Origin of the sequence: Catenovulum agarivorans DS-2, assembly GCF_000568405.1 — a bacterium.
GTDB lineage: Bacteria > Pseudomonadota > Gammaproteobacteria > Enterobacterales > Alteromonadaceae > Catenovulum > Catenovulum agarivorans_A.
On sequence record NZ_ARZY01000016.1, the window covers coordinates 15,187 to 40,508 of the forward strand.

Sequence of the window (25,322 nt, forward strand, 5' to 3'; positions counted from 1 at the left end):
TGCTTTATGTCGCATCAATCTGACTTGATCGAAAAAGATATATTGGCTTATCTAAAAGAGCATGAAAATAAAGAATTATTGCGCTTTTTAACATGCGGAAGCGTAGACGATGGTAAAAGTACTTTAATTGGTCGTTTACTTCATGACTCAAAAATGATTTATGAAGATCAGCTTGCAGCTATCACCCAAGACAGTAAAAAGTCTGGCACCACAGGTGATCAAGTTGATTTAGCATTATTGGTTGATGGTTTACAATCAGAGCGCGAGCAAGGTATTACCATTGATGTTGCTTACCGTTATTTCTCAACGTCAAAGCGCAAGTTTATAATTGCCGATACCCCAGGACATGAGCAATATACGCGTAACATGGCAACAGGTGCATCTACCTGTGATTTAGCCATCATCTTAATTGATGCGCGTGCAGGTGTTAAAACTCAAACTAAGCGCCATAGTTTTATCGTTGACTTGCTTGGCATCAAACACGTTGTTGTAGCTGTTAACAAGATGGACTTAGTTGACTATAGCGAAGATGTTTATAACAAAATCAAAGAAGACTACTTAGATTTTGCACAAGAGTTAAACATCACAGATATTCGTTTTGCGCCTATGTCAGCGCTTAAAGGTGACAATGTTGTAAACAAGGGTGATGAAATGCCTTGGTATGAAGGCGAAACCTTGATGCAAATGTTGGAAAGTGTGCAAATTGCTGCTGACCGCAACTTGGCTGATTTCCGTATGCCTGTGCAATATGTTAATCGTCCGCACCTGAATTACCGTGGTTTTGCCGGTACAATTGCTTCAGGCATTGTGCGTGTAGGTGACGAAATTACCGCTATGCCTTCTGGTAAAACGTCAAAAGTAAAATCAATTGACACCTTTGATGGCGAGCTTAAAGAAGCATTTGCGCCAATGTCAGTAACTTTGACGTTAGAAGACGAAATTGATATCAGCCGTGGCGATGTTATTTCTTCATCCGCATCTTTACCTAAAGTTGCTCAAGCTGTGTCAGCGCACATAGTTTGGATGGCGGAAGATGCGATGCAGCCAGGTAAGATGTACGACTTTAAATTAGGGACTAAAACAACCAGTGGCCAAGTGAATCAAGTTGACTACCGTATTAATGTTAATACGCTAGCGCATGAAGATACTCAAGCTTTGGCTTTAAATGAAATCGGTGTGTGCGAAGTTCAACTTAATGCACCTGTTGTAATTGAACAGTATGAGCACAATCGAGCGTTAGGTAGCTTTATCGTCATTGACCGTTTAACTAATGTAACAGTTGGTGCGGGGATGATCATTCAACAGGCGGAAGGTAAACAAACTAAACAACAATTCTCTGAATTTGAATTGGAGTTAAATCAATTAGTGCGTAAACACTTCCCACATTGGCAAGCAGTTGATCTGCGTGATTTACTTAAATAATCAAATAGATTTATATGCTAATGGAACAGGCTGCAACCGCAGCCATCTTTGTTGGAACCATAGGCGCGCTGGTTTTTTCGCACTGGCGCGCGTCTAATATATTTAGCGCCGCAGTATTGGCGCTATTTGCCTGTCAACTTGTTACAATAGAAACAACCCTTGAAAAAGCGGTTAATCCCGGCGTCGTCACTCTACTGGCCTTGATGTTGGCTTCACGTGCACTAGAGCGCACAAGTTTACTTAAGCTATTTGCGCGCAATGCGCTTGAGCAGAACGAGAACAAAACCTTAATTAAGCTGACTACATTATCTGCTTTTGCCTCGTCGTTTTTAAACAATACTGCTGTGGTGGCGGCTTTGTTACGGCCGATTAAAAACCAAAATAAAATTGCAGCATCTAAGCTCCTTATTCCATTGAGTTACGCGGCTATTTTGGGTGGAACAACAACCTTAGTTGGTACTTCAACCAATATGGTAGTCAACAGTTTTTGGATGGATGCAGGCTACCCAAGTTTAGGCTTTTTTGAATTTTTCCCTGTTGGTATTGCACTGGTTGCTGCTGGTTTATTGGTGATGTTGCTGCGCAAACAAGCATTGCCTAACAATCATGTAAAAGAAGAACAAAAACAATACTTTGTCGATATTAAAGTTAAAGCCGACTCACCACTGGTTGGCCACACCATTCATGACAATCATTTACGCAATTTAAACAGTTTTTTCTTGGTCGAAATTATTCGTCGAGGTCAATCTATTGCACCCGTGCGGCCAAGCCATATGATTGAAGCTGGCGATAGACTGGTTTTTTCTGGCGAAATTAGTCATATCGAAGAATTACAAACTTTGCCAGGGGTTAAGTTTTTTGCCGAACACACTGGTTTAATGAGTGATAATTTGGTTGAAGTTGTACTTACCAGTGGGTCTAACATAGTTGGCAAAACATTAAAATCAGTCGGCTTTCGTGCCATGTTTGATGCAGCTGTGGTCGGTTTGAAGCGCAATGGTTTAAGTGTGCCAGGTAAACTGGGTGAGGTTACATTACAAGAAGGTGACAACCTGTTGTTAGCGGCGGGGCGAGATTTTAAAAGTCGCAAAAATCTCGACAAGCACTTTATCTTAGTATCAGATGTAAATGTCGAACAACCTTTGCCAGCTAAAACAAATAATTTGGTCGTGGTCGGTTTTATGACTGTAATGGCTTTGGCTGTATTTGAAGTTGTGCCTTTGCTGCAAGGTCTGGTGTTTTTTATTGCGGCCACGTTAGCAGCTAAAGTTGTTAAAACCGCCGAGTTAAAGCGCTTGTTTCCTTTTGACCTGTGGTTAATTATTACTGCTGCACTCACACTCGCTGAAGCTATGCAGCAAACTGGCCTTAGCCAAACTTTGGCTGATGGTATTCATAGTGTATTTAGTCAGTACTCTGTGTGGGTTGCGTTTATTGGTATATTGGTTGCTACCGTTGTGCTAACCGAGCTGATTACTAATAATGCTGCCGCTGCATTGATGTTTCCAATTGCTATGGGACTAGCTGAGAGTTTTGCCGCGAGTCCTTTGTCGTTTGTAATGGCTATTGCGTTTGGTGCTAGTGCAAGCTTTTTAAGCCCTTATGGCTATCAAACCAACTTGCTTGTATTTAATACGGGTGGGTATAAATTTACAGATTTTGTACGTTATGGTTTTCCGGTTACGCTTGTTTATGTCACACTGACCGCCATACTCGTACCCTACTTTTTTCCGTTTTAAGGTTTAATCATGAACGAAAATATTGTTTGGCATCCAACACAAGTTGACAAAGCGCAACGTGCTCAGCAGAAAAATCAAAAGCCGTGCATTTTATGGTTTACTGGGCTAAGCGGCTCGGGCAAATCTACAGTGGCTAATGCTGTTGAAAGTAAGTTATTTGAAGCGAATGTACATTCGTATTTATTAGACGGTGACAATGTTCGCCACGGCATCAATAAAGATTTAACTTTTAGTGATGAAGATCGCATTGAGAATATTCGTCGCATTGGTGAAATTAGCAAGTTATTTGTTGATTCGGGTTTAATTGTATTAACTGCGTTTATTTCACCTTTTAGAGCTGATCGTCAAATGGTACGTGATTTAGTTGGTGACGGTGAATTTATTGAGGTGTTTATTGATACGCCGATTGAAGTGTGTGAGCAGCGCGATCCTAAAGGTTTGTATAAAAAAGCGCGCAGTGGTGAAATTAAACAATTTACTGGCATTGATTCTCCTTATGAAGCGCCAGAGCGTCCTGAAATTGTTGTTAAAACGGCTGAGTTAACCATTGAAGGTTGTGCTGATTTAGTTTTAGAGCATTTGCGTGCTAAGGGCTATTTAGCTTAGTTTTTCCTTTCACTTTTAGTGGCTGCGGAATCGTGCAACTAAATTCAAGGTCAATGGGGTCTTGCTCACAAAACCGCTTCAAGCACATCCATGTGCCGCTCCCACAAGATATCCCTATCTTGTGAAGTTTTGTTCGCAACACGCCCATTTACCTTTTAGTTTCTGGTGGTGCTACCGTTTGGAAGTTTTGCAAAAAACATTCCCAAGCGCCTGAGCACCTAATTTTAAGCGATCAACTCAAGGGTGTTGCTATATAGCACTACTTTTAGAAAGTGTTCGGTTTAGACGTGATACCAGACAACTTCCTAGTCAATTGCCCAAAATCACTGACACTATCAAAATCACTAAATGTATTTGCAGGTTTTTTACTATCCGGGTTTTTAACCGCTATATTAAAAGCGATGCCAAATTTTTTCGCGGCAGTTAACACAGGCAAACTATCATCAATAAACAAACACCGGCGTTTATCAAACTTTAGATGTGTCTCAGCGGCTTGCCAAAATTCTTGCTGCTCTTTGCAAAAACCATAATCATGGCTGCTTACAATCTCATCAAAATATTGATCAATGCCGGTTTTATCAAACTTGAGTTGCATGCCTGCACGGTGTGAGTTGGTTAACAAAACAACGCGGCAATGTGATTGTTGTAAGTTTTGCAAAAACTCAGTTGCGCTTGGACGAATTTCAATTAAATGGGTGATTTCCTTTTTAAGCTCAATTATATCAACTTGCAATTGTTGAGCCCACCAGTCGAAACAATACCACTGCAGTTTTCCCTGCATTTGTGCATACATTTGATGCAGTCGGTTTTCTATACTGAGAACATCTACCTGATAAATTTGCGCATATCGTTTGGGTAAATGTTGCAACCAAAAATAATTATCAAAATGTAAATCGAGCAATGTGCCATCCATATCGAGTAACACAGTGTCTATATCTTGCCATTGCAGCGTCATGATTAATGTTATACTTTGAAACAAATTTACTTGAGTATATCAAAGCAATGAAAAAAGGACTCGAAGAAAAAGTATTGCCACAAATTTTAGACTCAGAAGTTGTGGCACAAAGTCGGTTATTTCGCATCGAAACGCTTCAGCTAAAATTTAGCAATGGTGAAGAAAGGGAATACGAAAGGCTGCGCGGCAATCGCAAAGGAAATGGCGCAGTTATGATGGTTCCTATGTTAGACGATGAGACTTTTATTTTGGTACGTGAATACGCTGCGGGGACGCACGATTACCAACTCGGTTTTCCAAAAGGCTTGATCGATCAGGGGGAAACACCAGAACAAGCAGCTGACCGAGAGTTACAAGAAGAAATTGGCATGGGGTGTCAGCAGACGATTGCCCTGAAAAGTTTAACTATGGCACCTGGATATTTTCGTTCTAGCATGCATATTTTGTTAGCAAAATCACTTTATCCGCAAAAACTTGAGGGAGATGAGCCAGAACCCTTGGATATTGTGCCTTGGTCAGTCCATAATATAGATGAACTGTTAGCACGCGAAGACTTTACCGAAGCCAGAAGCGTTGCGGCCCTATTTTTAGCAAGAAAATATTTTAAGACAATCAATGAAACCTGATCCAGCAGAGTTATTGGACGACGTAAAAAAAATCGCCTTCGAAGCAGGCGAAGCCATTATGGCAATATATCAACAAGGTGAGTTTGATCTTTATCAAAAAGATGATGAGTCACCAGTCACGTCTGCAGATTATGCAGCCAACGAAGTATTGACCAAAGCTTTACAAAAACTGACCCCGAGTATTCCGATTTTGTCGGAAGAGTCTTGCGAATTCTCGTTTTCGGAAAGAAAACAATGGCAAGCTTATTGGTTATTAGACCCAATGGATGGCACACAGGAGTTTGTTTCTCGTAGCGGTGATTTCGCCGTGAATATCGCGCTTGTAGTCGACGGTCAGCCTGTATTAGGCGTCATTTATTGGCCGACACAGCACACCTGGTATTATGCAGCTTCTCAGCATGGCGCTTTTAAGCAAGTTGGACAAAACATAGAGCCAATTCAAGTAACTCAATACGCAACAGAGGGGTTTGATGAGGCCGATTTGCGTTTAGCTGTATCACGGGTGCAAAAATCTAACACGGTTGGCCAGTATTTAGTTGATGCGCAGCAGTATAAAACAGTTGCATTGGGCAGTTGTAGCTTAAAAAGCTGCATGATAGCTGAAGGCCGTGCAGACTTTTATTTGCGGGTCGGTCCAACGGGGGAGTGGGATACAGGTGCAAGCCATTGTATTTTACGTGAGGCTGGTGGTAACATTTTAGATAGTGAGTTTAACGCGTTAAGTTACAATCAGCGTGAAACATTAGCTAATCCAGATTTCATTGTAATTGGTGATAGTAAAGTGGATTGGAAAAAAGTCATCATTCCTCATAAAACACAAAGGACCTTATAAAAATGACACTGCGCAAATTAGTCGCTATGGCCACATTAGGCTGTAGCTTGCTAGCAAATACCGCTTTTGCTGGTTGGAAATTAGATGAGCAAGCATCGAAATTAACATTTTTATCAACTAAAAAGTCGCAAGTAGTTGAGCAACATACTTTTAAACAAGTATCAGGTACCTTTGCCGACAGTGGCAAAGTCACCGTAGCAATTAAACTAGATTCGGTTGAAACGAACATTCCGATTCGTAACGAAAGAATGCAAAAGTATTTATTCGAAACCGAACAGTATGTTTATGCGACTATCAGCACTCAATTAAACGCGCAACAATTTAAGCAGCTGCCTGCGGGTGCTTATCAAACGTTGCAAGTAGAAGCTCAACTAGATTTGCATGGTCACAAACAGCAAATTCAGCTACCTATTAATGTGATTAAAGGCAATAATGGCCAGCTATTTGTCAATAGTGTTGGTGCAGTTGTGATTAATGCAGCTGATTTTGCACTGGTTGAAGGTATTAACAAGTTGCAGTCGTTAGCTGGCTTACCGTCAATAACTTATTCAGTGCCAGTAAGTTTTAATTTAGTTTTCGCGGCTGAGTAAAAAATATGTCTGATTTTAAACATATAAGCTGTCAGCAAGTGGCTGACTTATTGCAGACCGACGAAGATATTAAAATAGTCGATATTCGCGATGAAGCTTCTTATAGTGCTGCACATATTGAAGGCGCTTATCATCTAACCAATGGCACATTAAACACCTTTATGGCTGAAGCAGATTATGACCAACCTGTTGTTGTGGTTTGTTATCATGGGGTATCTAGTCAAGGTGCCGCTCAATATATTGCGCAGCAAGGTTTTGAAGACGTCTATAGTATGGATGGTGGTTTTGAAGCCTGGCGTAAAGAGCAGCCCTTTGTCCAATCTGCTGACGAATAGAGAGACAGCTTGAGACATTTAGCGACTTTTGCTGATATTCGCACTGCCAAAGCTGTGTCCGATTATTTGCAAAACCAACAGATCGACAATGAAATTAGCTCAGATGAGCAGGGCTGGTGTTTGTTTATTGCCGACGAAAGTCAACTTGACCGAGCTCAACAAGAGCTTGAGCAATTTGTAAATAATCCGTACGACCAAAAATATCTCGACGCATCGTGGATACGCAGCCAAAGTGCGGATATTTACACTAAAGTATCCAAAAGCAACAACAGTTTATTTAAACAAATCTGGCTTGAAACTGGCATTGTAACGCGCATTGTATCTTTAACTGTACTGGTTATATTTGCATTGCAAATTGTCGGATTCCATCCATGGATTTATCACTATTTAGGTTTTCCAATTTCATTAGCTGCTATAGACATTAGCCAGCTTCATCAATTAGTTACACCCGCATTTATGCATGGGAGTTTGGTCCATTTGTTATTTAACCTGTTTTGGTGGATATGGCTTGGTGGCAAACTAGAAGTTGAAAAGGGCAGTGGTTTACTGATCAATCTGTTTTTAATTTCAGCTTTAGGTGCGCATTTATGCCAATACTCTATGGTTAGTGGTTCCTTTTTAGGCTTGTCTGGCGTGGTATATGGCTTGTTGGGTTACGCTTGGGTCGCTGGTAAGTTAAATAAACTAAAGCTGCAAATACCAAATGGCATATTTATTATGATGCTGCTGTGGTTAGTGGTTGGCTTTGCAGAGGTGTTAGCTATTCCTATGGCTAATTGGGCGCACTTAGGCGGCATGATAGCCGGAATGGTGTGGGCTAGGTTCGAAAAGCCCACACGCTCGAATTAAATGCTATTAGTGGTATAAATAGTTAGTAAAGAGCAAGTCTTTGATTAACTCTTGGCCCGTTTCTTTTTGCAATAAGCTTTTTACTTTGCTAGCACAGAGTTTGCGCACTTCCTCACGGCCTGTTAGCGACTTGATTTTTTCTTCTGGCTCTTTACCTAAGATTTCAACAATTGCGTCTCTCAATAAAGGTGAGTGATGCTCAACAACGTCTAAGTACGATGCATCTATTAGCATTAGTTCGACTGTGATCCTAACATATCCAGGTTTCTTTTTAGTCGTGATGTAATTTGTGATGATATCTGGCTCAAAGCCAAAATATGCATATTTATCTTCTTGTGCTAGCGCAGGTTGCTGCACAAAAAATAAAGCCAGCAGTGGCAATAAACTAAGGTGTTTTAATCGCATGTATCAAATCGCCTTGATGGAAAAAAGTTATCTGTTCAATAGTATAGCTGAATCCATTTCAAAAGTGTTTACTTTCCAGCATTGTTTACCCTAGTTAATTCGTCATTAACTGGTATGATAACGCCGGTCAAATTTAACTATACGCGCAAGGGGTTTTTGAGTGCAATATTGTTTTCCATTGGGAGATAAAACCAGTTGGCAGCAACAAGTAAAATGCGCAGAAAACATACAGAGTTGGTTAGCGGACCCATCTTCACTTACCGCAAAATTAAAAAGTATCAGCCACGACTTCTCACTAACTTTGTTAGGGCAGGGTTGGCAACAGCAACAAAGTGAAGCCAGTGCATATTTGGCCCGAGAGGTACTGTTAAACTGTCAAGGGCAAGCTTGGGTATATGCGCATACTCACATTCCTCAATCCAGTTTGGTTGGTGATAATGCTTTTTTATCTCATCTCGAAAATAAACCGCTAGGGGAAGCCATTTTCCAGCAGAAAAACCTCGTGCGAGCCGCCATTGAATTTGGCCAGTTTGATAGCCGTACACCTGTTTGGCAAATGGCTGAACATTGGTGTGGGCGTCAGTTGGGTGTTATGCCACCGCTCTTGTATGGTCGACGTTCTAGATTTGTGGTTAATCAACAGCCAATTTTTGTCAGCGAAATATTTTTACCAGATAGTCCATTGTATTTATGAATCAACTCAACCCGTATATACGTTTAACGCGTCTAGATAAACCGATTGGAATCTATTTATTACTTTGGCCAACGTTGTGGGCTTTGGTGGCGGCTGCGCAGGGAATACCCGACTGGAAGCTATTGGTAATTTTTTCTTTAGGGGTTGTGATTATGCGCAGCGCTGGCTGCGTGATTAATGATTTTGCGGATAGAAAAGTGGATGGTCATGTTAAACGTACCAACGCCCGTCCGCTGGTGGACGGCTCATTAACTGCTAAACAAGCATTAAACGCTTTTGCATTATTAATCGTCTGTGCTTTTGTGTTGGTATTGTTCTTAAATAGGCAAACCATATTATTGTCATTTGTTGCGGTATTCTTGGCGACTTTATATCCTTTTATGAAGCGCTATACCCACCTGCCACAGTTGTTTTTAGGTGCTGCATTTAGTTGGGCAATTCCAATGGCGTTCATGGCCACCTTACAACATATTCCGACGGTCGCTTGGTGGTTGTTTGCCGCGAATTTATTTTGGACTATGGCATATGATACTTTGTATGCAATGGTCGATAGGGATGATGATTTAAAAATAGGTGTGAAGTCTACGGCAATTTTGTTTGGTCGCTTTGATAAGGCTATGGTCTTTTTGTTGCAGTTGGCTATGTTGGCTTGCTGTTTTTATGCGGGGATCATCTTGTCTCTGCAGCCAATATATTTTACCACTTTAGGTTTAAGTTTAGGCTTGTTTATTGCACACCAACTTAGCATAAAACAGCGCACTCGCGCTGCATGTTTTACTGCGTTTAAACAAAATCACTATGCAGGTTTATTGATTTTGTTTGGGTTGATGGCTTCGTATACTGTGTAAATCCTAGTGCAATTATTTGTTCCCAACAATGGACGATTTTTTATAACCCTATCGAAAAAAATCATTATTTTTATGCAGTTGGGCTTCGATTTCAAACTCGTCCATTTGTGGGTTTAACGCATCGACTGCTTCACCGGCAATCTTGTGGCTTTCGCTGGCCCATTCACCTAAATCAATGAGTTTACAGCGCTCGCTGCAAAAGGGACGAAAGGAATTAGCTGGGGTCCACGCCACTTTCTTTTGGCAAGTTGGACAAGGCACTTTGCTTGGCATACGCTTTTATCAAATTTAAGTTATCGATGCGGTCAAGTTTAGCAGGTCGCTAATTTAAATATAAGAGCTTGTTGGCATGCAGACTTGTTTTGCTGTTGATCATTTTGCATAAAACGAATTGCAAAACGATTTTTATGCCCACTTACTGTTGGGTAATATGGGCTGTCTGCTGGTAGTTTTATGCGTAGCAACTCAACGTTTTCGACGGTATTTTGATACAAACCAGCTTCTGCTTGGCATTCTAAGTATTGGGCTTTTTCGCGCACCATACGTAAGTCTAGCTCAATAACGGTTTGCAGAATGTCCAACTCGGCTAACCAAGCGTGTTGATTCTGTTCGATAACTTGTTGTGATTGGTGCAACCATTGATGCATGTGCGGCAAATCAAAACAACAGCTCCCACCTGGAATTGAGAACCTTTGTTTGATAGACGCAAGGAATTTATCATCACGCAAGCTTTGGCCGAGTTTATTGCTCGACATTAACCTGCCAGACATTTCTACTACAGAGCTGAGTAACTGTTGCAGTGCACTATTGTTTACGCTTGGGTGTTGTGCCCAAGCGACTAATTGCTTTTCGTGCTTTTCTAAATCCTTTAATAAATCAGATTTAAGATCGCCTCGCTCAATGATATCCAAAATGGCGAATAACGCATTTAAAAAATCAAGCACAGCCCATTGCTCGTTGTGACCGCATTGATATTCCAATCGATTCAATAGGTGTTCGATACGTAAGTAAGTACGTATTTTTTCATTGAGTGGAAATTCGTAAAGTATTTCAGTCATAGTGACAAATGGGATCGTTCCGTGTTTAAACTCAAACTTGTTATAATTTATCCAATAGCTTAACGTAAAGCTTTCAATTTAGCCAATTCTAAATATTGCTGATGTAGAATTTTACACTGCTGTTCAACCGATTGGCGCGCTAACTCAGTATTCACCACATCATCCGCTGCCGCCAGCCTAGATTGGCGAGAAATTTGTTTATTCATAATGCTTAAAATCAGCTGCGGGGAATTATTGTCTCGATTAACTGCACGGCTTAATTGTGTTTGTGGCCAGCAATCAGTCACTAAAATTCTATCCGCCATACTGTGCAAATTATTTTCTAATAATAATGGTACAACTAACAAACAGTAGGGCGACTGAGCCGTTTGGCATGCAGAGCTCATATGTTGGCGGATAATCGGGTGCAACAGTTGGTCGAGCCAAGTTTTGGCTTGTGGTTGAGTAAACACTATTTCTCGCAGTTTTGTGCGCTTAAGTTGGCCACTATTATCTATAATGTCATCACCAAACTTTTTTACTATTTGCTCAAGTGCAACTGTACCTGGTTCAACCACTTGGCGTGCAATAATATCCGCATCAACAATATCAATTTTCCACTGAGTTTGAAAAATGTTGGCGACAGTTGATTTACCAGAGCCTATTCCACCTGTTAGACCGACGACAAATTGGCTCATTAACGAACCCAAGTATTCATATAAAACTCAACGATTTGTTGCTGCCAATAAAAGGCTATCCAGCCAGCCATCGCTAAATAAGGGCCAAATGGGATAGCGTGTTGCTGGTCTTTGTCCTGCATTTTTAGAATGATAATACCCGCGATTGCGCCGACAACAGAAGACAACAAAACGATGACCAACAGCGATTGCCAACCCATCCATGCGCCCAAGGCTGCGAGTAATTTAAAATCACCAAAGCCCATACCTTCTTTACCAGTTAGCAACTTAAAGGTTTGAAAAATCGTCCATAAAATCATATAGCCTGCAATGGCACCGATGACAGCATCCTCAAGCGGCACAAAAGTAGCAGATAAGTTAGCAATTAAACCCAACCACAATAGGCTGATTGTTAGTTGATCGGGCAGGAGCATGGTGTCAAAGTCAATAAAACACATGCTAATCAGCAAATAACTGAACAATAATGCCCATAAAGTTTCAGTTGAAAAACCAAATTGCAATGCGGCAATAACCCCTGCAACGGCGGTTAATATTTCAATCAGTGGGTAACGCAAAGATATGTTCGTTTGGCAGCTACTGCATTTGCCTTTTTGCAATAAATACGACAATACAGGAATATTTTGCCAAGGTTTGACACTGGCTTTGCAACTGGGGCAATGTGAGTGTGGGAAAACTAAGTTGAATCTATCTTGCGGAATATCGATTGGTAGTTTGACACCTTCATCCTCAAATAATAGCTGGCATTCACGTTTCCAATCTCGCTCTAACATAATTGGTAGGCGGTAAATAACCACATTTAAAAAACTACCGACAAGTAGGCTAAATAAGCCGACAAAAATAACCCAAGCAGTCGGGTAGTGTTGAAAATAACCAAATATATCTTGCATAATTTAACTAACAATTTTACCTAGTTGGAAGATCGGTAGATACATAGCAACAATTAAACCACCAATCACTACCCCTAAAAATGCCATTATCATTGGCTCAATTAATGCGGACAAACCATCAACCGCATCATCTACTTCTTGTTCATACACAGTCGCCACTTTATTCAGCATATCGTCAATTGCGCCTGACTCTTCACCTATTTGCACCATTTGAATCACCATATCGGGAAACAACTTAGTATTACGCATTGCAATATTCATTTGCATGCCCGCAGACACTTCAGCTTTAATATTCATAATTGCGTTGCGGTAGACTGCGTTGCCCGAGGCACCCGCAGCAGAATCGAGCGCTTCAATCAAAGGCACGCCAGCTGCAAAGGTAGTCGCAAGGGTGCGCGCAAAGCGAGCAAGAGATGCTTTGTTTAATATCATGCCAAAAATTGGCATTTTTAATAGGTAGGCGTCTACTTTATCGCGCAGCTTACGGCTGTTTTTGTAGCTGCGAACAAACACAAATATCCCAATAGCTACAGCAACCGCGATTTTTGGTCCGTGAGCCTGCAATGTTTCCGACATGCCAATAACCATTAGAGTAAATGCGGGTAATTCAGCTCCAAAACTAGCAAAAATCTCTTGAAACTGTGGTACGACAAAGATAAGTAAGATGATGGTTACAATAGAAGCTATAGATAAAACCGCGATGGGATAAGTCATGGCTTTTTTGATTTTTGATTTTAGCGCTTCGGACTTTTCTTTATAGGTGGCAATTCTGTCGTATATGCCTTCTAATGCACCTGATTGTTCGCCAGCCATAACCAGATCACAATATAAATCATCAAAATATTTGGGATGTTGCCTAAGTACTTCGTTTAATGGTGTACCTGACTGAATTCCTAAACCTACTTCCATTAGTAATCGGCGCATATTGGCATTTTCATTGCCTTTAGAGATTAACTCAACCGATTGAACCAACGGCACGCCTGCACTTAACATGGTCGCAAGTTGACGTGTCATTACCGCAATATCTTTGGCGGTGATTTTTTTTGCACCACCTCCAAATAAAGGTTTAGGTTTTTTCTTTAATTTAGTTGGATTGATACCCTGTTGTTTAAGGGTATCACGCGCCGCTTTGATACTTTCTGCGGGTAGCTCGCCATTTACTTTTAACCCTCGGCGATTCACCCCTTGCCATATAAAAATATCCTGTTCGGCAACCTTAGTCTTTTTGTTGTTTTTTGCTACTGCCATTATTTTATCCTACTGCTTTCCCTGTTATTGGCTGAGTTTATTCGGTTAGTTTAGCTTAGTTTCGCTAGTTATAAAAAGTCTATCTGTTTGCCTAGTCAAATATAGCTATACTTAGTGGCTGGTTACTCGGCTTACTTCGCCCAAGCTGGTTAAACCAGATATCGCTTTTTTAATGCCAGACTGGCGTAAATTGGCGATTTGCTCTTTTTGTGCCTGCGCGGCAATTTCGAGGGCGTTGCCTTCGCGCATAATAATAGAGGCCAACTCACTGCTAATCGGCATCACTTCATATATACCCACTCGGCCTTTAAATCCACCAGAGCAGAGTTCACACCCAACAGGTTCATATAAGGTTAAATCTTGAAGTTGCGCGTCGCTAAAACCAAACTCTAATAATTCGTGTTCAGTAGGTAATACTTCAAGTGGCTGTTTGCAGTGTTTACACAATCGGCGCGCCAATCGCTGCGCGATAATCAGGCTGACCGAACTTGCAATGTTAAAACTGGGTACCCCCATATTCAGCAGGCGAGTCAGTGTTTCGGGGGCTGAGTTAGTATGCAGTGTGGATAATACCAAGTGACCTGTTTGTGCGGCTTTTATCGCAATTTCTGCAGTTTCTAAATCACGTATCTCACCAACCATTACGATATCTGGATCTTGTCGTAAAAAAGAGCGCAAAGCTTCAGAAAAGGTTAACCCCGCTTTGGGGTTCATTTGTACCTGATTTATGCCCTCAAGGTTAATTTCTACAGGGTCTTCTGCGGTTGAAATATTGCGCTCTGGTGTATTTAAAATATTTAACCCTGTGTACAGTGAAACGGTTTTACCACTACCTGTTGGGCCAGTCACCAAAATCATCCCTTGTGGTTTATTTAGCGCATCTAAATACAGTTGTTTTTGGTCTTGTTCGTAACCCAACACGTCTATCCCCAGCATAGCACTGCTAGAGTCTAATATCCGCATTACAATTTTTTCGCCCCAGAGGGTGGGGAGGGTAGATACACGAAAATCGATTGATTTATTGGCAGATATTTTAAGTTTTATCCGGCCGTCTTGGGGTTTGCGTTTTTCTGCTATATCTAACCGCGACATTACTTTTAAACGTGCGGCTAATCGAGTGGCTAGATTCGCTGGCGGCGAGGCAACTTCATGTAAAATACCGTCGATGCGAAAGCGTATTCGGTAGCTTTTTTCGTATGGCTCAAAGTGTAAATCAGATGCACCACGGCGAATGGCATCCAACAATATTTTGTTAATATAAACAATAATTGGTGCATCTTCATTGTTGGTGGTTTCGGCGGTTTCTTCGGTTTTATCTTCGCCAACTTCCATACCTGAGAGTTCATCGGCATCAAAGTCATCTAAGTCGAGCTGGCCTTCTTCAGTAGCGTAAGCCGTTTCTAAAGCTTGCTGTAGCTTAGAGGCTTCTACACACAAATATTCAACGTTATAACCTGTGCTAAATTGAAAGTCTTCTTGCGCACTAACGTTTGAAGGGTTGACTGTTGCTAAAAAAAGCGTGCGACCACGTAAAAATAAGGGTAATACTTGATGTTTTTCTGAAAGCTTTTCTTTTAATAAGTCTTCTTTAATGGAAGCAACATCAAAATAATTTAAATCAAAATAAGGGGTGTGATAGCGCTGCGAAACTTCTGCGGCGAGTTCATTTTCTGTATACCAGCCTTGCTCGCGGATAAATTGTGCGGCTTCGATATAGGTTTTAACTTCTTTTTTTCTCAGCTCTTCTTGTTGATGAAGATCTAATATACCTGTTGCGAAAAGTCGAAAATCTAGTGCTGCCATTTGGTTGTGTCTCCTTGAACCATGTTGATCATTGTATCACGAGTGGCTACAGGGAGAATAGTTTGAACCTGAGAGTGAATTGAATAGCTTGAAAAAAATTCAAGCTATTCGCCATACTATATAGAGGATTTAGGTACCAGCACAGGCATCAACGGTTCCTTGTTCGTCTATTGCCCAAGTGATCTGCCCACCAGCTTGGAAAGTTGGGGTTAGTCTAACATTGTAGTCGGATGTACCATCTCCATCAGTGTCAGCTTCAACATCAATTACGGCTGCATTAGTTACTACTGCAGCACAAGCTAGCGTTGAGTTTCCACCTGGGTTCGCTGTTATAGCAGCTGGAATGCCAGCATTGCCTGATAGGCAGTTAGCGTAGTTAGCTGCATTCAACGCTTCTTCTCTCAAGATACACGCCGTTACTGATTTTTTCAGCGATTCCGCTTGTTGTTTGGCTTCGGTTGAACGCGCTGAGTCAAAATAATCATTATAAGCCGGAACAGCTACTGCTGCCAAAATACCGATAATCGCAACAACGATCATCAATTCAATTAGGGTGAAACCTTTATTACTGCTTCGTTTCATTTTTTCAATCTCCAATATTTGTAGTCCTAGTTTACTGCCGAGTCCATATTGGCCACCTAATTGACCCCGGTCTGGCATTAACTTTACATTAGAATACAATTTCGAATTACACAAGTCTGACTTGCTAAAATAATAACGAAAATTTTACTTAACAATCACTTTGTGAACCTATTCGCTTAATTGCTCAAATAATTAGACTTGATTTACCCTAGATGTAACGAATATTTGCCAACAAAAGTGAACAAAATTTGTTTTAGCGCAAACTTCACTTAGGTTTGTATGCTGCTTTGTTGACGATAAAGTGGCATAATGATTTTCTAATTGGTCTGATTACATACAGACTGTATTTTTTAATTATCGTTTAAAACTCCGAAGCCTAATGCGCTAAGTCTGAAGATATGCAAGTTAGGCCGTAAAAACCCGTTTGGACAAACCTGTGGGTTATTTACCAGGGTTAGCTTAGAAATAATCTGGCCTCCCGTATTTGGAAAGGTGTTTATGTTACAAGACAAAATGGGACGAAAATTTCATTATCTTCGTCTATCAATTACAGATGTGTGCAATTTTAAATGCACCTATTGTTTACCTGACGGTTATCAATGCGATTCACCACGAGACTTTTTATCGACAAGTGAAATTGGTAATTTAGTCGCCACCTTTGCTAGCTTAGGCACAAGTAAGGTGCGGATAACCGGCGGCGAACCCGCTCTGCGAAAAGATTTAGCGCAAATTATTCAGTTATGTCGCCAGCAAGCGGGTATCACTGATGTTGCCCTCACAACGAATGGTTTTAACTTAGCCCGCAATATTGACAAATGGGTTGATGCTGGTTTGACGGCATTAAATGTCTCAATTGACAGTTTAGACCCGAAAATGTTCAGTGCGATCACTGGCCACGATAAGCTTGAGAGTATCTTAGCGGGTTTAAATAAAGCGCATCAACTCGGACTGAAAAAAATCAAGATTAATGCAGTGTTGATGCGTCAATACAATGGTCAAGATGTTCAAGACTATATCGATTGGCTGAAAGATAAACCTTACACGCTCAGATTCATTGAATTGATGCAAACTGGCGATAATTTACAGTTTTTTAAACAGAATCATGTCAGTGGTTTGGAGATAAAAAAACTATTGCTTGAACAAGGTTGGCTGCCAGTGATTCGCGATAAATCAGCAGGGCCAGCCGAAGAGTTTTATCATCCAGATTATCAAGGTCGAGTTGGGCTGATTATGCCTTACGGTCAGGACTTTTGTGCAAGCTGCAATCGTTTGCGGGTGAGTGCTTTGGGTAAACTGCATTTATGTTTGTTCTCTGAGCAAGGAATTGATATTCGCCAGTATTTGCAACAACCACAGCAACAAGCTGAATTAACTGAGTTATTGCATGGTTATTTGCAAGATAAAGCACCAAGTCATTATTTACAGCAAGGTTTTACTGGTGGTACACAGCATTTAGCTATGTTAGGTGGGTAATCAAATGAGCCTAGATGTGCTAATTCTTGCTGGCGGACGCTCTAGCCGCATGGGCCAAGACAAAGCGCTGTTGCAGCTAGATGCTCAAGCTAACTTGTTGCAACACCTTGTGAGTTTAGTCAGTGAGCTTAGCGTTAATCACATTTATATCAGCCGGCCATTTCAACAACAGCTTGCCGACAGCCAGCTTTGCCAAGCTTTAATTAGCGATAAGCTGACTTTTATTTACGATAAAGAAGAATACTTAGGACCATTGGCGGGTATTCAAACTTGTTTGCAATTTATCCAGATAGCTAAAAACACAGATCAACAGTTATTGGTTATACCTATTGATATGCCAGCGTTGAATAGCCGTGATTTAGCGCAGTTAATTGCGAGCAGTGGCGAGCTCAAAACCAGTTTATATTATGCAGATCATTTTTTGCCAGTGGTATTTTATGATCTAGCGCAACTCAGCCAAGTGTTAAATCAGATTATGCTAGCAGCTAGCAATCAAAGATCATTTAAAACCTTACTTGCCAAGCTCTCAGCAAAAACCATAGCCGTGTCAGCCCAAAGGCGAACGCGATTGGTCAACCTAAATACCTCAGAGCAATGGCAAACATATTTACAAAGCAGGAACTAATTATGGCAAAAACAGCAAGACCATTTGAGCCACTAAATATCGCGGTACTGACTATTTCTGATACCCGAGATATGACAACAGACACATCTGGTGAGTATTTACAGCAAGCAGCAGAAAGCGCGGGCCACAAAGTAGTGGAACGCACCATTGTTAAAGATGATATCTATCAAATAAGAGCGGTTTTATCTGCGTGGATTGCATCGGCTAATGTACAAGCTGTGGTGTGCACTGGTGGTACAGGGTTTACTGGCCGAGATTCAACACCAGAGGCGGTCAAACCCTTATTTGACAAGGAGGTAGAAGGATTTGGTGAATTATTTAGGCATATTTCTTATCAAGATATCGGCACTTCTACCATACAATCTCGTGCGGTCGCTGGGTTGGCTAATGGTGTTGCGATATTTTGTTTACCTGGTTCAACAGGTGCGTGCCGCACTGGCTGGGAAGGCATTATCCAAAGCCAATTAGATGCATCGCACAAGCCATGTAATTTTGTTGGTCAATTAAAAGCGGTTGAAATAGCGCCGTGTCCTTCTCGTCAATAAGTGGGGACAAGCGATATGGAATTAACGCATTTAAATAAAAAAGGTGAAGCGAATATGGTCGACGTCAGCGATAAAAAGCCGACTGTTCGCCAAGCTCATGCGCAAGCTGTGATCACAATGTCAGCTGATGCTTTTAAGTTATTAACCCAAGGTGAACATAAAAAAGGTGATGTATTTGCAATCGCTCGTATTGCCGGGATTCAAGCCGCGAAAAAATGTGCTGATTTAATTCCTTTATGTCATCCGTTAATGTTGTCTAAGGTACAAATTGACTTTGACATTGATGAAGCGACTCATAGCGTCAAAGTATTGAGTATGTGCAAGCTCACTGGCCAAACAGGGGTTGAAATGGAAGCATTAACCGCAGCCAGTGTCGCGGCGTTGACTTTGTACGACATGTGCAAAGCCGTTGATAAACATATGCAAATAGTCGACACTAAGGTATTAGCCAAATCGGGCGGCAAATCAGGTAACTGGCAATTAGAGAATTAAAGGAAGTGTTGATGATAAAGGTATTATTTTTTGCACAGTTACGCGAGACGTTGGGCACAGAGCAATGTGAAGTTGAGCTCGACTCGTGCACAATAAATGAGTTAAAACAGCAATTAATTCAATCACAACCAGAATGGCAGCAAGCGCTAACACAAGCAAATTTATTGGTGGCGGTGAATCAAGCTATGGCAAATGGTCAAACAGTTGTTAAAGCAGGTGACGAGGTCGCTTTATTTCCACCCGTCACAGGCGGATAAAATAAACCCTTGAAAATTTGAGGGTTTGCAAAAAGGCTTCTATGCTTGGTTTAAGCTTAAGTAAAACATAGTGTTATCAAAGGATAGAAGCCCTTGCATCAACATGAATTTGACATGACATCTGCTGATTTTGACTATATCAAACAGCAGTTATATTTACATGCGGGTATAGTGTTAGGCGAACACAAAAAAGAGATGGTATATTCGCGCTTATCGCGACGGATTCGCCAACTAAAACTAGCCAATTTCAAACAGTATTGCGATTATCTTGAAACGCATAACAAACAAGAACTTTCAGCTTTTGTTAATGCGTTAACGACCAACCTTACCTCGTTTTTTCGTGAGCACCATCATTTTGAGTTTCTAAAAAAAATGGCTCAAACAAAGTGGCAGTACGATAAAAGCATGAATCGCAAAATTAGAATTTGGTCGGCTGGTTGCTCCACAGGTGAAGAGCCATACTCTATCGCAATGACCTTAGCGGATAGCATCAATTTAAGGCATTGGGATTGTAAAATATTGGCAACCGATCTTGATTCAAATGTATTAAATGTAGCGAAAAAAGCGCAGTACGAGCGCAGTAAACTCGAAAGTAGTCAATTGCCGCTGGGTTTAAAATATTTTGATTCAGATACTCAGAGTACAAACTTAACTGTTAAGCCATCGGTGCGAGAATTGGTGCATATTAAACGGTTAAATTTATTGCAATCTGAATGGCCGATGAAAGGCTTGTTCGATGTAATTTTTTGTCGAAATGTCGTTATTTACTTTGATTTAGACACCAAAAATCAGCTGATTAGGCGCTATGCACAGTACTTGAAACCAAACGGCTATTTATTTATGGGTCATTCCGAAACTATGAGTCGCGAAATCAGCGAGTTCAAAGGTTTGGGACAAACAATTTATCAAAAGCAAGGATAGGTATGTTAGAAATTAGACCCGCAATTTCAGGTTTCGATTCAATTAAGCGCTACATTGATAAAAGCCGGCACATAGTTGTTGCGAAAATTTTACCCGGAGAGCTGTACGTTACGCGAGAGAATGAACTTGTGTCTACTGTGCTTGGCTCGTGCATTTCCGCCTGTATCTGGGATGAAAAGCTTGGTATCGGCGGCATGAACCACTTTATGTTGCCAGTGCAAGGTCAACATCATATGCCGGATGATTGGACCAATGAGATGAGCTATTCTTGCCGCTATGGTCATTGGGCGATGGAATTTTTGATCAACGAAATTATTAAAAATGGTGGCATTCGCAGTAATTTGCTCGCAAAGGTTTTTGGTGGCGGCAAAATTGTTGCACATATGTCCGATGTTGGACTGGGCAATATCGACTTTATTCGCCACTATTTACGAAACGAAGAAATCCCAGTTGTGTCACACGATGTAGGAGGGCCATGGCCGCGGAAAATTTTGTTTCATCCTAATAGTGGTGTGGCTAAAGTCAAAAGACTCAAGGCATTGCACAATAATACGATTGAGCAGCGTGAAAAAGCATATTTCAACAATTTAACTGAACAAGATGATTCATCAGATATTGAGTTATTCTAGAGGATGGTGGTAGTGCGAAAATTTCGAGTACTCATAGTAGACGACTCAGAACTTATGCGGCAGCTATTAACCCAGATATTGCGATCGCATGATGAATTGGAAGTTGTTGGTGCGGCTGAAGACCCTTATCAGGCAAGAGAAAAAGTAAAACAACTAAACCCTGATGTGTTAACGCTTGATATCGAAATGCCAAAAATGAATGGGATCGCTTTTTTGCGTAATTTGATGCGATTGCGCCCGATGCCTGTAGTGATGATTTCGACCTTAACGGAAAAAGGTGCACCTGCCAGTTTGACCGCGCTAGAGTTAGGCGCGCTTGATTACATTGCTAAGCCTGCAACAACAGAGCTTGCAAAATTAACCCAGTTTGGCCAAGAAGTTTGCCAAAAGGTTGTTCATGCAGCCAAAAGCAAAGAAACCATGTTGCGGTTAATCGCTAGCAACAAACAGCAAGCCACGGCACCCAAACAGTCGAATCAAACAAGTTATCTGTTTAAGCCAGGCTACATTATCGCGATTGGTGCTTCTACCGGTGGTACAGAAGCAATCAAACGTGTTGTCTGTGATTTACCTGCTAATATGCCACCGATTGTAATAACACAGCATATGCCAGCTATGTTTGCGACTTCTTTTGCACATAGGTTAGATGCTATGAGTCATATGAAAGTATACGAAGCGAAAGATCAACAAAAAATAACCTCTGGTTGTATTTATTTAGCACCAGGTGACAAGCATATGTTGGTTGAAAAAAGAGCAGGCGACTATTATTGTTGTTTGGACGATTCAGAACCTGTTAATCGGCACAAGCCTTCGGTAGAGGTTTTGTTTAATTCAATCGCTCAATTGGGCAGCAAAAAAGCGCTCGGTGTGATGTTAACTGGAATGGGCGCTGATGGGGCACAAGCTATGCTGAACATGCGAATGGCAGGGCAAATGACTTTGGCGCAAGATGAGAAAACCAGTGTGGTTTGGGGTATGCCGGGTGCTGCATATAAAGTGGGTGCAACGGACAATTTATTACCGTTGCAAAAAATTGGCCCAGCGTTAATTAAGTTGTTATCACGGCCAGTGGCAAAATAGCCATTGAGAAATCATCTATCAGTACCCATGTTAGGTGGATAGACGTTTAACTAAAACAAAAGTGAGTAAATAGTGGATTCATTTGGTCAAGCTCCTGCTGGCAATAATGTCGTAGAAATTACAGCAGAGAATTTTCAGCAAGAAATTTTACAAGGGTCGCAGCAAAAGCTGGTTGTTATTGATTTTTACGCACAACAAAGCCCAGAGAGCATTTCGTTATCGGAAAAGTTGGTTAAATTATTTTCTGCTTATCCAGATTCTGTCACCCTTGCTAGAGTGAACTGCGAAGACCAACAAATGCAAGCACTGGCAATGCAGTTTGGTGTGCAGGCGATTCCAACTGTCATTATTTTTAAAGACGGTCAAGGAGTCAGTGGGTTTGCTGGTGATAAGGAAGTTGCTGAATTAGAGCAATTGTTCGCCGAACATTTACCTAAACCCGAAGATGGCTTGTTGACTCAAGTAAACGAATTGATTAACCAACAAAACTTCAATGATGCTTTACCACTAGCCAAAGAAGCTAGCACATTGGCTCCAGAGCGTGGGGATATCAAAAAGGCGCTGATTCATGTTTTATTAGCCGTTGGGCAAAACCAACAAGCTGAAAGCTTATTGGCAGAGATAGGCATGATAGATCAGGATGACTATTATCAATCATTGTTGTCGCAGTTAGAATTAAATAAACAAGCAGCGGAAACACCTGAAATACAGGCGCTTAGAGCTAAGTTGCAGCAAGATCCTGAAGATCATGTTAGCCGAATTAATTTAGCTGTGCAGTTACACCAAGCACAACAAAACGAGCAGGCATTAGAATTGTTAATGGCGGTGTTGACTCAAGATTTAAATGCCCAAGATGGTGAAATGAAAAAAACCTTGATGGATATATTAGCAACTATGCCAAAAGGCGATGCTGCTGCGAGTAAAGCGCGCCGAACTTTGTACAGTCTTTTGTACTAATTTTAGTTATCTTGAACCCTATTGGTTTGGCTAATAGGGTTTAACTACTGCTAAAATCACTGCCGCAAACAAAATCAGTACGGGTAACTCATTGACAAATCGGTAAAATTTACCACTGCGGCGATTTAAATCTTGTTGGAAGGTTTTAAGCAATTTAAAACAATAAGCATGGTATCCGTACAACAAGACCACCAACAATAGTTTGGTGTGTAACCAGCCACTGACCTTAAACCATTCAGCGCCATATAGCATAATTAGCCATACACCAAATACGCCAGTTAAAATGGCAAATGGAGTCACAAAATATAACAAGCGCCTTTCCATGACTTTAAGTTGTTGCTGTACCGAAGCATCGGTTGACTCTGCATGGTATACCAGCAAACGTGGGAAATAAAAAATCCCCGCAAACCAAGCAACCATAAATATGATGTGCAGTGCTTTAACCCATAAAATCATTATTCTGTAACCTGAAATGAACCTTTAGTTAAACGCAACCTGAGTTGTTCCCAAGTTACGATACCGACTATATTCTCGAACTCTTCTTCAAATATATACACAGAGCCGCTGCGTTTATGCTGTAAAATTTCAAACGGCTCAGCCAGCGTGTAGCGCGATTCAACCCCTTGAAGTTCATCGAAATTAAATGGAGAAGCGGGTTGGTGTTCTAGCGAAACATTGTAGCTCACTTGTTTAAAGACAAAACCACCATCGACCGCTTCACGCAGAATAACAGGTCTTTTTCCGGCACGGTCTAACGCTTTACGTAACACAGTGTCATCTTTGCGTTTAACTAGAATAAAACTGCGTTCCATAGCTGCTAGTACACCCGTTTTTTGCAATATATCGTAAGTCGGGGCCGTCTGGTAATCGAGCTTTTGCATTTCTAATTGCAAAATAAACAAAGAACGGTTTTTAAATATTTGGCTAGAAACCACGTGTGCTGCCACAATAACCAGCATAGCTGGCACCACAATATCTGGGTTATAGGTTAACTCCAATGCTGTAACCAAGGCGGCTAAAGGCGCGTTTAAGCAAGCAGCCATAAGTGCAGCTAGGCCTAAAACCCCATAGATATCTGAATAACCACTAATGTTGCCGATAAAAATCGAAGCCATTAGTGCGAGCAAGGTGCCTAACATCATGCCTAATCCTAATATCGGGCCAATAACCCCACCAGGTATACCTAAGCCTATCGCGAAAAATGTCAGCAGTGATTTGCTAATAAATACCGTCATTAACAACTGCGCATTACCTGTTTGCTCTTGCGCAATGGTGATTGCGCCTAACCCAGTGCCCAATGCCTGCGGGACAATATATCCTATGATTGCAGTGGCAAACCCTGCGAGCAATAGTCGAGGTAACATATTTATCGATTTAAACGAGCGGATCACTTCAATCAATTGGCGATTAAAAGCAAATGCAAAACAGCCAACTAAAATCCCCATAAAGACGAGGTAAGGGTAGTGGTTAATATCCAGCAGTTCGATATTTAAGCCACTTAAGTCATGTTCGTGTCCAAAGGCGTAACGATTAGCGGTTGCTCCGACCATCGAAGCAAGCATCACCGGCACGAATATATGCGTTTTATATTCTCGCAATACTACTTCCATCACAAAAATAACGGCAGCAAGTGGCGTGTTAAATGATGCGGCAATTGCAGCGGCCATGCCGCAAGCGGATAAAGTTCGAACTGAATTATATGGGAGTTTGAGCCAAGAGCCTAAATAACTAGAGGCGCCAGCACCTAAATGGACGGCAGGGCCTTCACGGCCGACAGAAAAGCCACTCGACATCGCAATGATGCCGCCAAAAAACTGATTAATGGTATTGCGAATGGGCATCATGCCATAAAAGGCCTTTAGCCGATAAATAACAAAAGGAATACCTAAGCGAAAGTGTTTAAATTGGGTAAATACCCCGACCAGTGCAATTAGACCTGCACCAATTAAAGGTAATAAAAAACGTTCAGCACCACTGAGAGATTGAAAGTTATCAGGTTCGTTCAAATATAACAGTTGAACAGACTCTAAGCACCATTGGAAAGCAACGATACAAATAGATGCACTCAAACCCGCTAATAAACCCAATACACTCAACTGTATTGAAATTTTAGGGTATGCTAATTGTTCTCTAAGATGTTTTAAGTGTTTTTCGAACGCCATTTGTGTTAGAAAAGTGCGCTAAGTT

The 25,322-nt window shown here is 41.2% G+C and carries 30 protein-coding genes and 1 riboswitch; of the genes, 19 read left to right on the top strand and 11 right to left on the bottom strand.

What is annotated here, in order from left to right; genetic code table 11:
- Positions 1–6 precede the first annotated feature (6 nt).
- From cysN to cysC, 3 genes are read left to right on the top strand one after another with little or no spacing between them, the layout of a single operon-like run.
- The gene (gene cysN, locus DS2_RS09570) at positions 7–1,422 is read left to right on the top strand and encodes a sulfate adenylyltransferase subunit CysN (protein WP_035014524.1); all 1,416 of its coding nucleotides are present in this window, start codon (positions 7–9) and stop codon (positions 1,420–1,422) included.
- Between the two features lie 14 nt (positions 1,423–1,436).
- Positions 1,437–3,161: an SLC13 family permease gene (locus DS2_RS09575; RefSeq protein WP_035014525.1), complete on the top strand. Its 1,725-nt coding sequence runs from the start codon at positions 1,437–1,439 to the stop codon at positions 3,159–3,161.
- Positions 3,162–3,170: 9 nt separating this feature from the next.
- Positions 3,171–3,767, top strand: coding sequence for an adenylyl-sulfate kinase (gene cysC, locus DS2_RS09580; protein WP_035014526.1), 597 nt, complete (start codon positions 3,171–3,173; stop codon positions 3,765–3,767).
- A gap of 265 nt (positions 3,768–4,032) precedes the next feature.
- On the opposite strand, the gene yrfG is transcribed toward cysC, so the two are convergent.
- A complete protein-coding gene (gene yrfG / locus DS2_RS09585) occupies positions 4,033–4,722 on the bottom strand; it encodes a GMP/IMP nucleotidase (RefSeq protein ID WP_035014527.1) in 690 nt (229 codons plus the stop codon).
- 47 nt (positions 4,723–4,769) lie between these two features.
- Here yrfG and nudE point away from each other — a divergent pair, with 47 nt between their 5' ends.
- From nudE to glpG, 5 genes are read left to right on the top strand one after another with little or no spacing between them, the layout of a single operon-like run.
- Entirely contained in the window at positions 4,770–5,348 is a 579-nt protein-coding gene (nudE, locus tag DS2_RS09590; RefSeq protein ID WP_152537586.1) for an ADP compounds hydrolase NudE, read from the top strand.
- Positions 5,338–6,180, top strand: a complete 843-nt coding sequence (gene cysQ, locus DS2_RS09595) for a 3'(2'),5'-bisphosphate nucleotidase CysQ (protein WP_035014529.1) — start codon at positions 5,338–5,340, stop codon at positions 6,178–6,180. The genes nudE and cysQ overlap by 11 nt, the downstream gene beginning before the upstream one ends.
- Before the next feature lie 2 nt (positions 6,181–6,182).
- Positions 6,183–6,770: a YceI family protein gene (locus DS2_RS09600; RefSeq protein ID WP_035014530.1), complete on the top strand. Its 588-nt coding sequence runs from the start codon at positions 6,183–6,185 to the stop codon at positions 6,768–6,770.
- Between the two features lie 5 nt (positions 6,771–6,775).
- Entirely contained in the window at positions 6,776–7,105 is a 330-nt protein-coding gene (gene glpE / locus DS2_RS09605; protein ID WP_035014531.1) for a thiosulfate sulfurtransferase GlpE, read from the top strand.
- A 9-nt stretch (positions 7,106–7,114) separates the two neighbouring features.
- Positions 7,115–7,954, top strand: a complete 840-nt coding sequence (gene glpG / locus DS2_RS09610) for a rhomboid family intramembrane serine protease GlpG (protein ID WP_035014532.1) — start codon at positions 7,115–7,117, stop codon at positions 7,952–7,954.
- Between the two features lie 6 nt (positions 7,955–7,960).
- On the opposite strand, the gene DS2_RS09615 is transcribed toward glpG, so the two are convergent.
- A complete protein-coding gene (locus tag DS2_RS09615) occupies positions 7,961–8,359 on the bottom strand; it encodes a flagellar basal body-associated protein FliL (protein WP_035014533.1) in 399 nt (132 codons plus the stop codon).
- A 160-nt stretch (positions 8,360–8,519) separates the two neighbouring features.
- On the opposite strand from DS2_RS09615, the gene DS2_RS09620 reads away from it, so the two are divergent.
- Both DS2_RS09620 and ubiA read left to right on the top strand, forming a co-directional pair.
- Entirely contained in the window at positions 8,520–9,053 is a 534-nt protein-coding gene (locus DS2_RS09620) for a chorismate--pyruvate lyase family protein (RefSeq protein WP_051479769.1), read from the top strand.
- Entirely contained in the window at positions 9,050–9,901 is an 852-nt protein-coding gene (gene ubiA / locus DS2_RS09625) for a 4-hydroxybenzoate octaprenyltransferase (RefSeq protein WP_035014535.1), read from the top strand. The genes DS2_RS09620 and ubiA overlap by 4 nt, the downstream gene beginning before the upstream one ends.
- Positions 9,902–9,949: 48 nt before the next feature.
- Here the strand turns inward: ubiA and yacG are convergent, their stop codons facing one another.
- The 7 genes from yacG to DS2_RS20995 form a co-directional block, all read right to left on the bottom strand.
- Complete coding sequence (yacG, locus tag DS2_RS09630; RefSeq protein ID WP_035014536.1) at positions 9,950–10,174, bottom strand: DNA gyrase inhibitor YacG; 225 nt, start codon at positions 10,172–10,174, stop codon at positions 9,950–9,952.
- A gap of 38 nt (positions 10,175–10,212) precedes the next feature.
- Positions 10,213–10,959: a cell division protein ZapD gene (gene zapD, locus DS2_RS09635; protein WP_035014537.1), complete on the bottom strand. Its 747-nt coding sequence runs from the start codon at positions 10,957–10,959 to the stop codon at positions 10,213–10,215.
- Between the two features lie 59 nt (positions 10,960–11,018).
- On the bottom strand, positions 11,019–11,636 hold the full coding sequence (gene coaE / locus DS2_RS09640; protein ID WP_035014538.1) for a dephospho-CoA kinase: 618 nt from the start codon (positions 11,634–11,636) through the stop codon (positions 11,019–11,021).
- Complete coding sequence (locus DS2_RS09645) at positions 11,636–12,523, bottom strand: prepilin peptidase (protein WP_035014539.1); 888 nt, start codon at positions 12,521–12,523, stop codon at positions 11,636–11,638. Before DS2_RS09645 ends, coaE begins: the two co-directional genes overlap by 1 nt.
- Before the next feature lie 3 nt (positions 12,524–12,526).
- Positions 12,527–13,771: a type II secretion system F family protein gene (locus DS2_RS09650; RefSeq protein WP_035014540.1), complete on the bottom strand. Its 1,245-nt coding sequence runs from the start codon at positions 13,769–13,771 to the stop codon at positions 12,527–12,529.
- 111 nt (positions 13,772–13,882) lie between these two features.
- Complete coding sequence (gene pilB, locus DS2_RS09655) at positions 13,883–15,574, bottom strand: type IV-A pilus assembly ATPase PilB (RefSeq protein WP_035014541.1); 1,692 nt, start codon at positions 15,572–15,574, stop codon at positions 13,883–13,885.
- 129 nt (positions 15,575–15,703) lie between these two features.
- Positions 15,704–16,234 carry a pilin gene (locus DS2_RS20995; RefSeq protein ID WP_326979545.1) on the bottom strand — a complete coding sequence of 177 codons (531 nt, stop codon included), beginning with the start codon at positions 16,232–16,234 and terminating at the stop codon, positions 15,704–15,706.
- Positions 16,235–16,511: 277 nt separating this feature from the next.
- Positions 16,512–16,667, top strand: a riboswitch (molybdenum cofactor riboswitch).
- Between DS2_RS20995 and moaA the strand changes: the two genes are divergently transcribed.
- The 9 genes from moaA (at position 16,655) to DS2_RS09705 (ending at position 23,135) form a co-directional block, all read left to right on the top strand.
- Entirely contained in the window at positions 16,655–17,629 is a 975-nt protein-coding gene (gene moaA, locus DS2_RS09665) for a GTP 3',8-cyclase MoaA (RefSeq protein ID WP_035014542.1), read from the top strand. (Overlaps the previous riboswitch by 13 nt.)
- Before the next feature lie 4 nt (positions 17,630–17,633).
- Positions 17,634–18,254: a molybdenum cofactor guanylyltransferase gene (gene mobA / locus DS2_RS09670; RefSeq protein WP_152537587.1), complete on the top strand. Its 621-nt coding sequence runs from the start codon at positions 17,634–17,636 to the stop codon at positions 18,252–18,254.
- A gap of 2 nt (positions 18,255–18,256) precedes the next feature.
- On the top strand, positions 18,257–18,799 hold the full coding sequence (gene moaB, locus DS2_RS09675; protein ID WP_035014544.1) for a molybdenum cofactor biosynthesis protein B: 543 nt from the start codon (positions 18,257–18,259) through the stop codon (positions 18,797–18,799).
- A gap of 15 nt (positions 18,800–18,814) precedes the next feature.
- Positions 18,815–19,291 carry a cyclic pyranopterin monophosphate synthase MoaC gene (moaC, locus tag DS2_RS09680; RefSeq protein WP_035014545.1) on the top strand — a complete coding sequence of 159 codons (477 nt, stop codon included), beginning with the start codon at positions 18,815–18,817 and terminating at the stop codon, positions 19,289–19,291.
- Positions 19,292–19,302: 11 nt separating this feature from the next.
- Positions 19,303–19,548 (top strand): molybdopterin synthase sulfur carrier subunit, encoded by a 246-nt coding sequence (moaD, locus tag DS2_RS09685; RefSeq protein ID WP_035014546.1) that lies wholly within the window; start codon positions 19,303–19,305, stop codon positions 19,546–19,548.
- Between the two features lie 93 nt (positions 19,549–19,641).
- The gene (locus tag DS2_RS09690; protein ID WP_235188576.1) at positions 19,642–20,469 is read left to right on the top strand and encodes a CheR family methyltransferase; all 828 of its coding nucleotides are present in this window, start codon (positions 19,642–19,644) and stop codon (positions 20,467–20,469) included.
- Between the two features lie 2 nt (positions 20,470–20,471).
- A complete protein-coding gene (gene cheD / locus DS2_RS09695; RefSeq protein ID WP_035014547.1) occupies positions 20,472–21,098 on the top strand; it encodes a chemoreceptor glutamine deamidase CheD in 627 nt (208 codons plus the stop codon).
- A gap of 3 nt (positions 21,099–21,101) precedes the next feature.
- Positions 21,102–22,178 carry a protein-glutamate methylesterase/protein-glutamine glutaminase gene (locus tag DS2_RS09700; protein WP_035014548.1) on the top strand — a complete coding sequence of 359 codons (1,077 nt, stop codon included), beginning with the start codon at positions 21,102–21,104 and terminating at the stop codon, positions 22,176–22,178.
- Between the two features lie 72 nt (positions 22,179–22,250).
- Entirely contained in the window at positions 22,251–23,135 is an 885-nt protein-coding gene (locus tag DS2_RS09705; RefSeq protein ID WP_035014549.1) for a tetratricopeptide repeat protein, read from the top strand.
- 30 nt (positions 23,136–23,165) lie between these two features.
- Here the strand turns inward: DS2_RS09705 and DS2_RS09710 are convergent, their stop codons facing one another.
- Both DS2_RS09710 and DS2_RS09715 read right to left on the bottom strand, forming a co-directional pair.
- Positions 23,166–23,591: a CopD family protein gene (locus DS2_RS09710; RefSeq protein ID WP_035014550.1), complete on the bottom strand. Its 426-nt coding sequence runs from the start codon at positions 23,589–23,591 to the stop codon at positions 23,166–23,168.
- Complete coding sequence (locus tag DS2_RS09715; RefSeq protein ID WP_035014551.1) at positions 23,591–25,297, bottom strand: chloride channel protein; 1,707 nt, start codon at positions 25,295–25,297, stop codon at positions 23,591–23,593. The genes DS2_RS09710 and DS2_RS09715 overlap by 1 nt, the downstream gene beginning before the upstream one ends.
- Positions 25,298–25,322 lie beyond the last annotated feature (25 nt).

Excerpts from the sequence above, each read along its gene's own strand:
- glpE (WP_035014531.1), top strand. The coding sequence starts at position 6,776 with ATGTCTGATTTTAAACATATAAGCTGTCAGCAAGTGGCTGACTTATTG.
- cheD (WP_035014547.1), top strand. The coding sequence starts at position 20,472 with ATGTTAGAAATTAGACCCGCAATTTCAGGTTTCGATTCAATTAAGCGC.
- DS2_RS09715 (WP_035014551.1), bottom strand. The coding sequence starts at position 25,297 with ATGGCGTTCGAAAAACACTTAAAACATCTTAGAGAACAATTAGCATAC.
- cysN (WP_035014524.1), top strand. The coding sequence starts at position 7 with ATGTCGCATCAATCTGACTTGATCGAAAAAGATATATTGGCTTATCTA.
- ubiA (WP_035014535.1), top strand. The coding sequence starts at position 9,050 with ATGAATCAACTCAACCCGTATATACGTTTAACGCGTCTAGATAAACCG.
- nudE (WP_152537586.1), top strand. The coding sequence starts at position 4,770 with ATGAAAAAAGGACTCGAAGAAAAAGTATTGCCACAAATTTTAGACTCA.
- zapD (WP_035014537.1), bottom strand. The coding sequence starts at position 10,959 with ATGACTGAAATACTTTACGAATTTCCACTCAATGAAAAAATACGTACT.
- coaE (WP_035014538.1), bottom strand. The coding sequence starts at position 11,636 with ATGAGCCAATTTGTCGTCGGTCTAACAGGTGGAATAGGCTCTGGTAAA.
- DS2_RS20995 (WP_326979545.1), bottom strand. The coding sequence starts at position 16,234 with ATGCCAGACCGGGGTCAATTAGGTGGCCAATATGGACTCGGCAGTAAA.
- DS2_RS09650 (WP_035014540.1), bottom strand. The coding sequence starts at position 13,771 with ATGGCAGTAGCAAAAAACAACAAAAAGACTAAGGTTGCCGAACAGGAT.
- yacG (WP_035014536.1), bottom strand. The coding sequence starts at position 10,174 with ATGCCAAGCAAAGTGCCTTGTCCAACTTGCCAAAAGAAAGTGGCGTGG.
- DS2_RS09645 (WP_035014539.1), bottom strand. The coding sequence starts at position 12,523 with ATGCAAGATATATTTGGTTATTTTCAACACTACCCGACTGCTTGGGTT.
- moaC (WP_035014545.1), top strand. The coding sequence starts at position 18,815 with ATGGAATTAACGCATTTAAATAAAAAAGGTGAAGCGAATATGGTCGAC.
- moaD (WP_035014546.1), top strand. The coding sequence starts at position 19,303 with ATGATAAAGGTATTATTTTTTGCACAGTTACGCGAGACGTTGGGCACA.
- DS2_RS09600 (WP_035014530.1), top strand. The coding sequence starts at position 6,183 with ATGACACTGCGCAAATTAGTCGCTATGGCCACATTAGGCTGTAGCTTG.
- yrfG (WP_035014527.1), bottom strand. The coding sequence starts at position 4,722 with ATGACGCTGCAATGGCAAGATATAGACACTGTGTTACTCGATATGGAT.
- moaB (WP_035014544.1), top strand. The coding sequence starts at position 18,257 with ATGGCAAAAACAGCAAGACCATTTGAGCCACTAAATATCGCGGTACTG.
- cysQ (WP_035014529.1), top strand. The coding sequence starts at position 5,338 with ATGAAACCTGATCCAGCAGAGTTATTGGACGACGTAAAAAAAATCGCC.
- cysC (WP_035014526.1), top strand. The coding sequence starts at position 3,171 with ATGAACGAAAATATTGTTTGGCATCCAACACAAGTTGACAAAGCGCAA.
- DS2_RS09615 (WP_035014533.1), bottom strand. The coding sequence starts at position 8,359 with ATGCGATTAAAACACCTTAGTTTATTGCCACTGCTGGCTTTATTTTTT.
- mobA (WP_152537587.1), top strand. The coding sequence starts at position 17,634 with ATGAGCCTAGATGTGCTAATTCTTGCTGGCGGACGCTCTAGCCGCATG.
- moaA (WP_035014542.1), top strand. The coding sequence starts at position 16,655 with ATGTTACAAGACAAAATGGGACGAAAATTTCATTATCTTCGTCTATCA.
- DS2_RS09575 (WP_035014525.1), top strand. The coding sequence starts at position 1,437 with ATGCTAATGGAACAGGCTGCAACCGCAGCCATCTTTGTTGGAACCATA.
- pilB (WP_035014541.1), bottom strand. The coding sequence starts at position 15,574 with ATGGCAGCACTAGATTTTCGACTTTTCGCAACAGGTATATTAGATCTT.
- DS2_RS09710 (WP_035014550.1), bottom strand. The coding sequence starts at position 23,591 with ATGATTTTATGGGTTAAAGCACTGCACATCATATTTATGGTTGCTTGG.
- DS2_RS09700 (WP_035014548.1), top strand. The coding sequence starts at position 21,102 with ATGGTGGTAGTGCGAAAATTTCGAGTACTCATAGTAGACGACTCAGAA.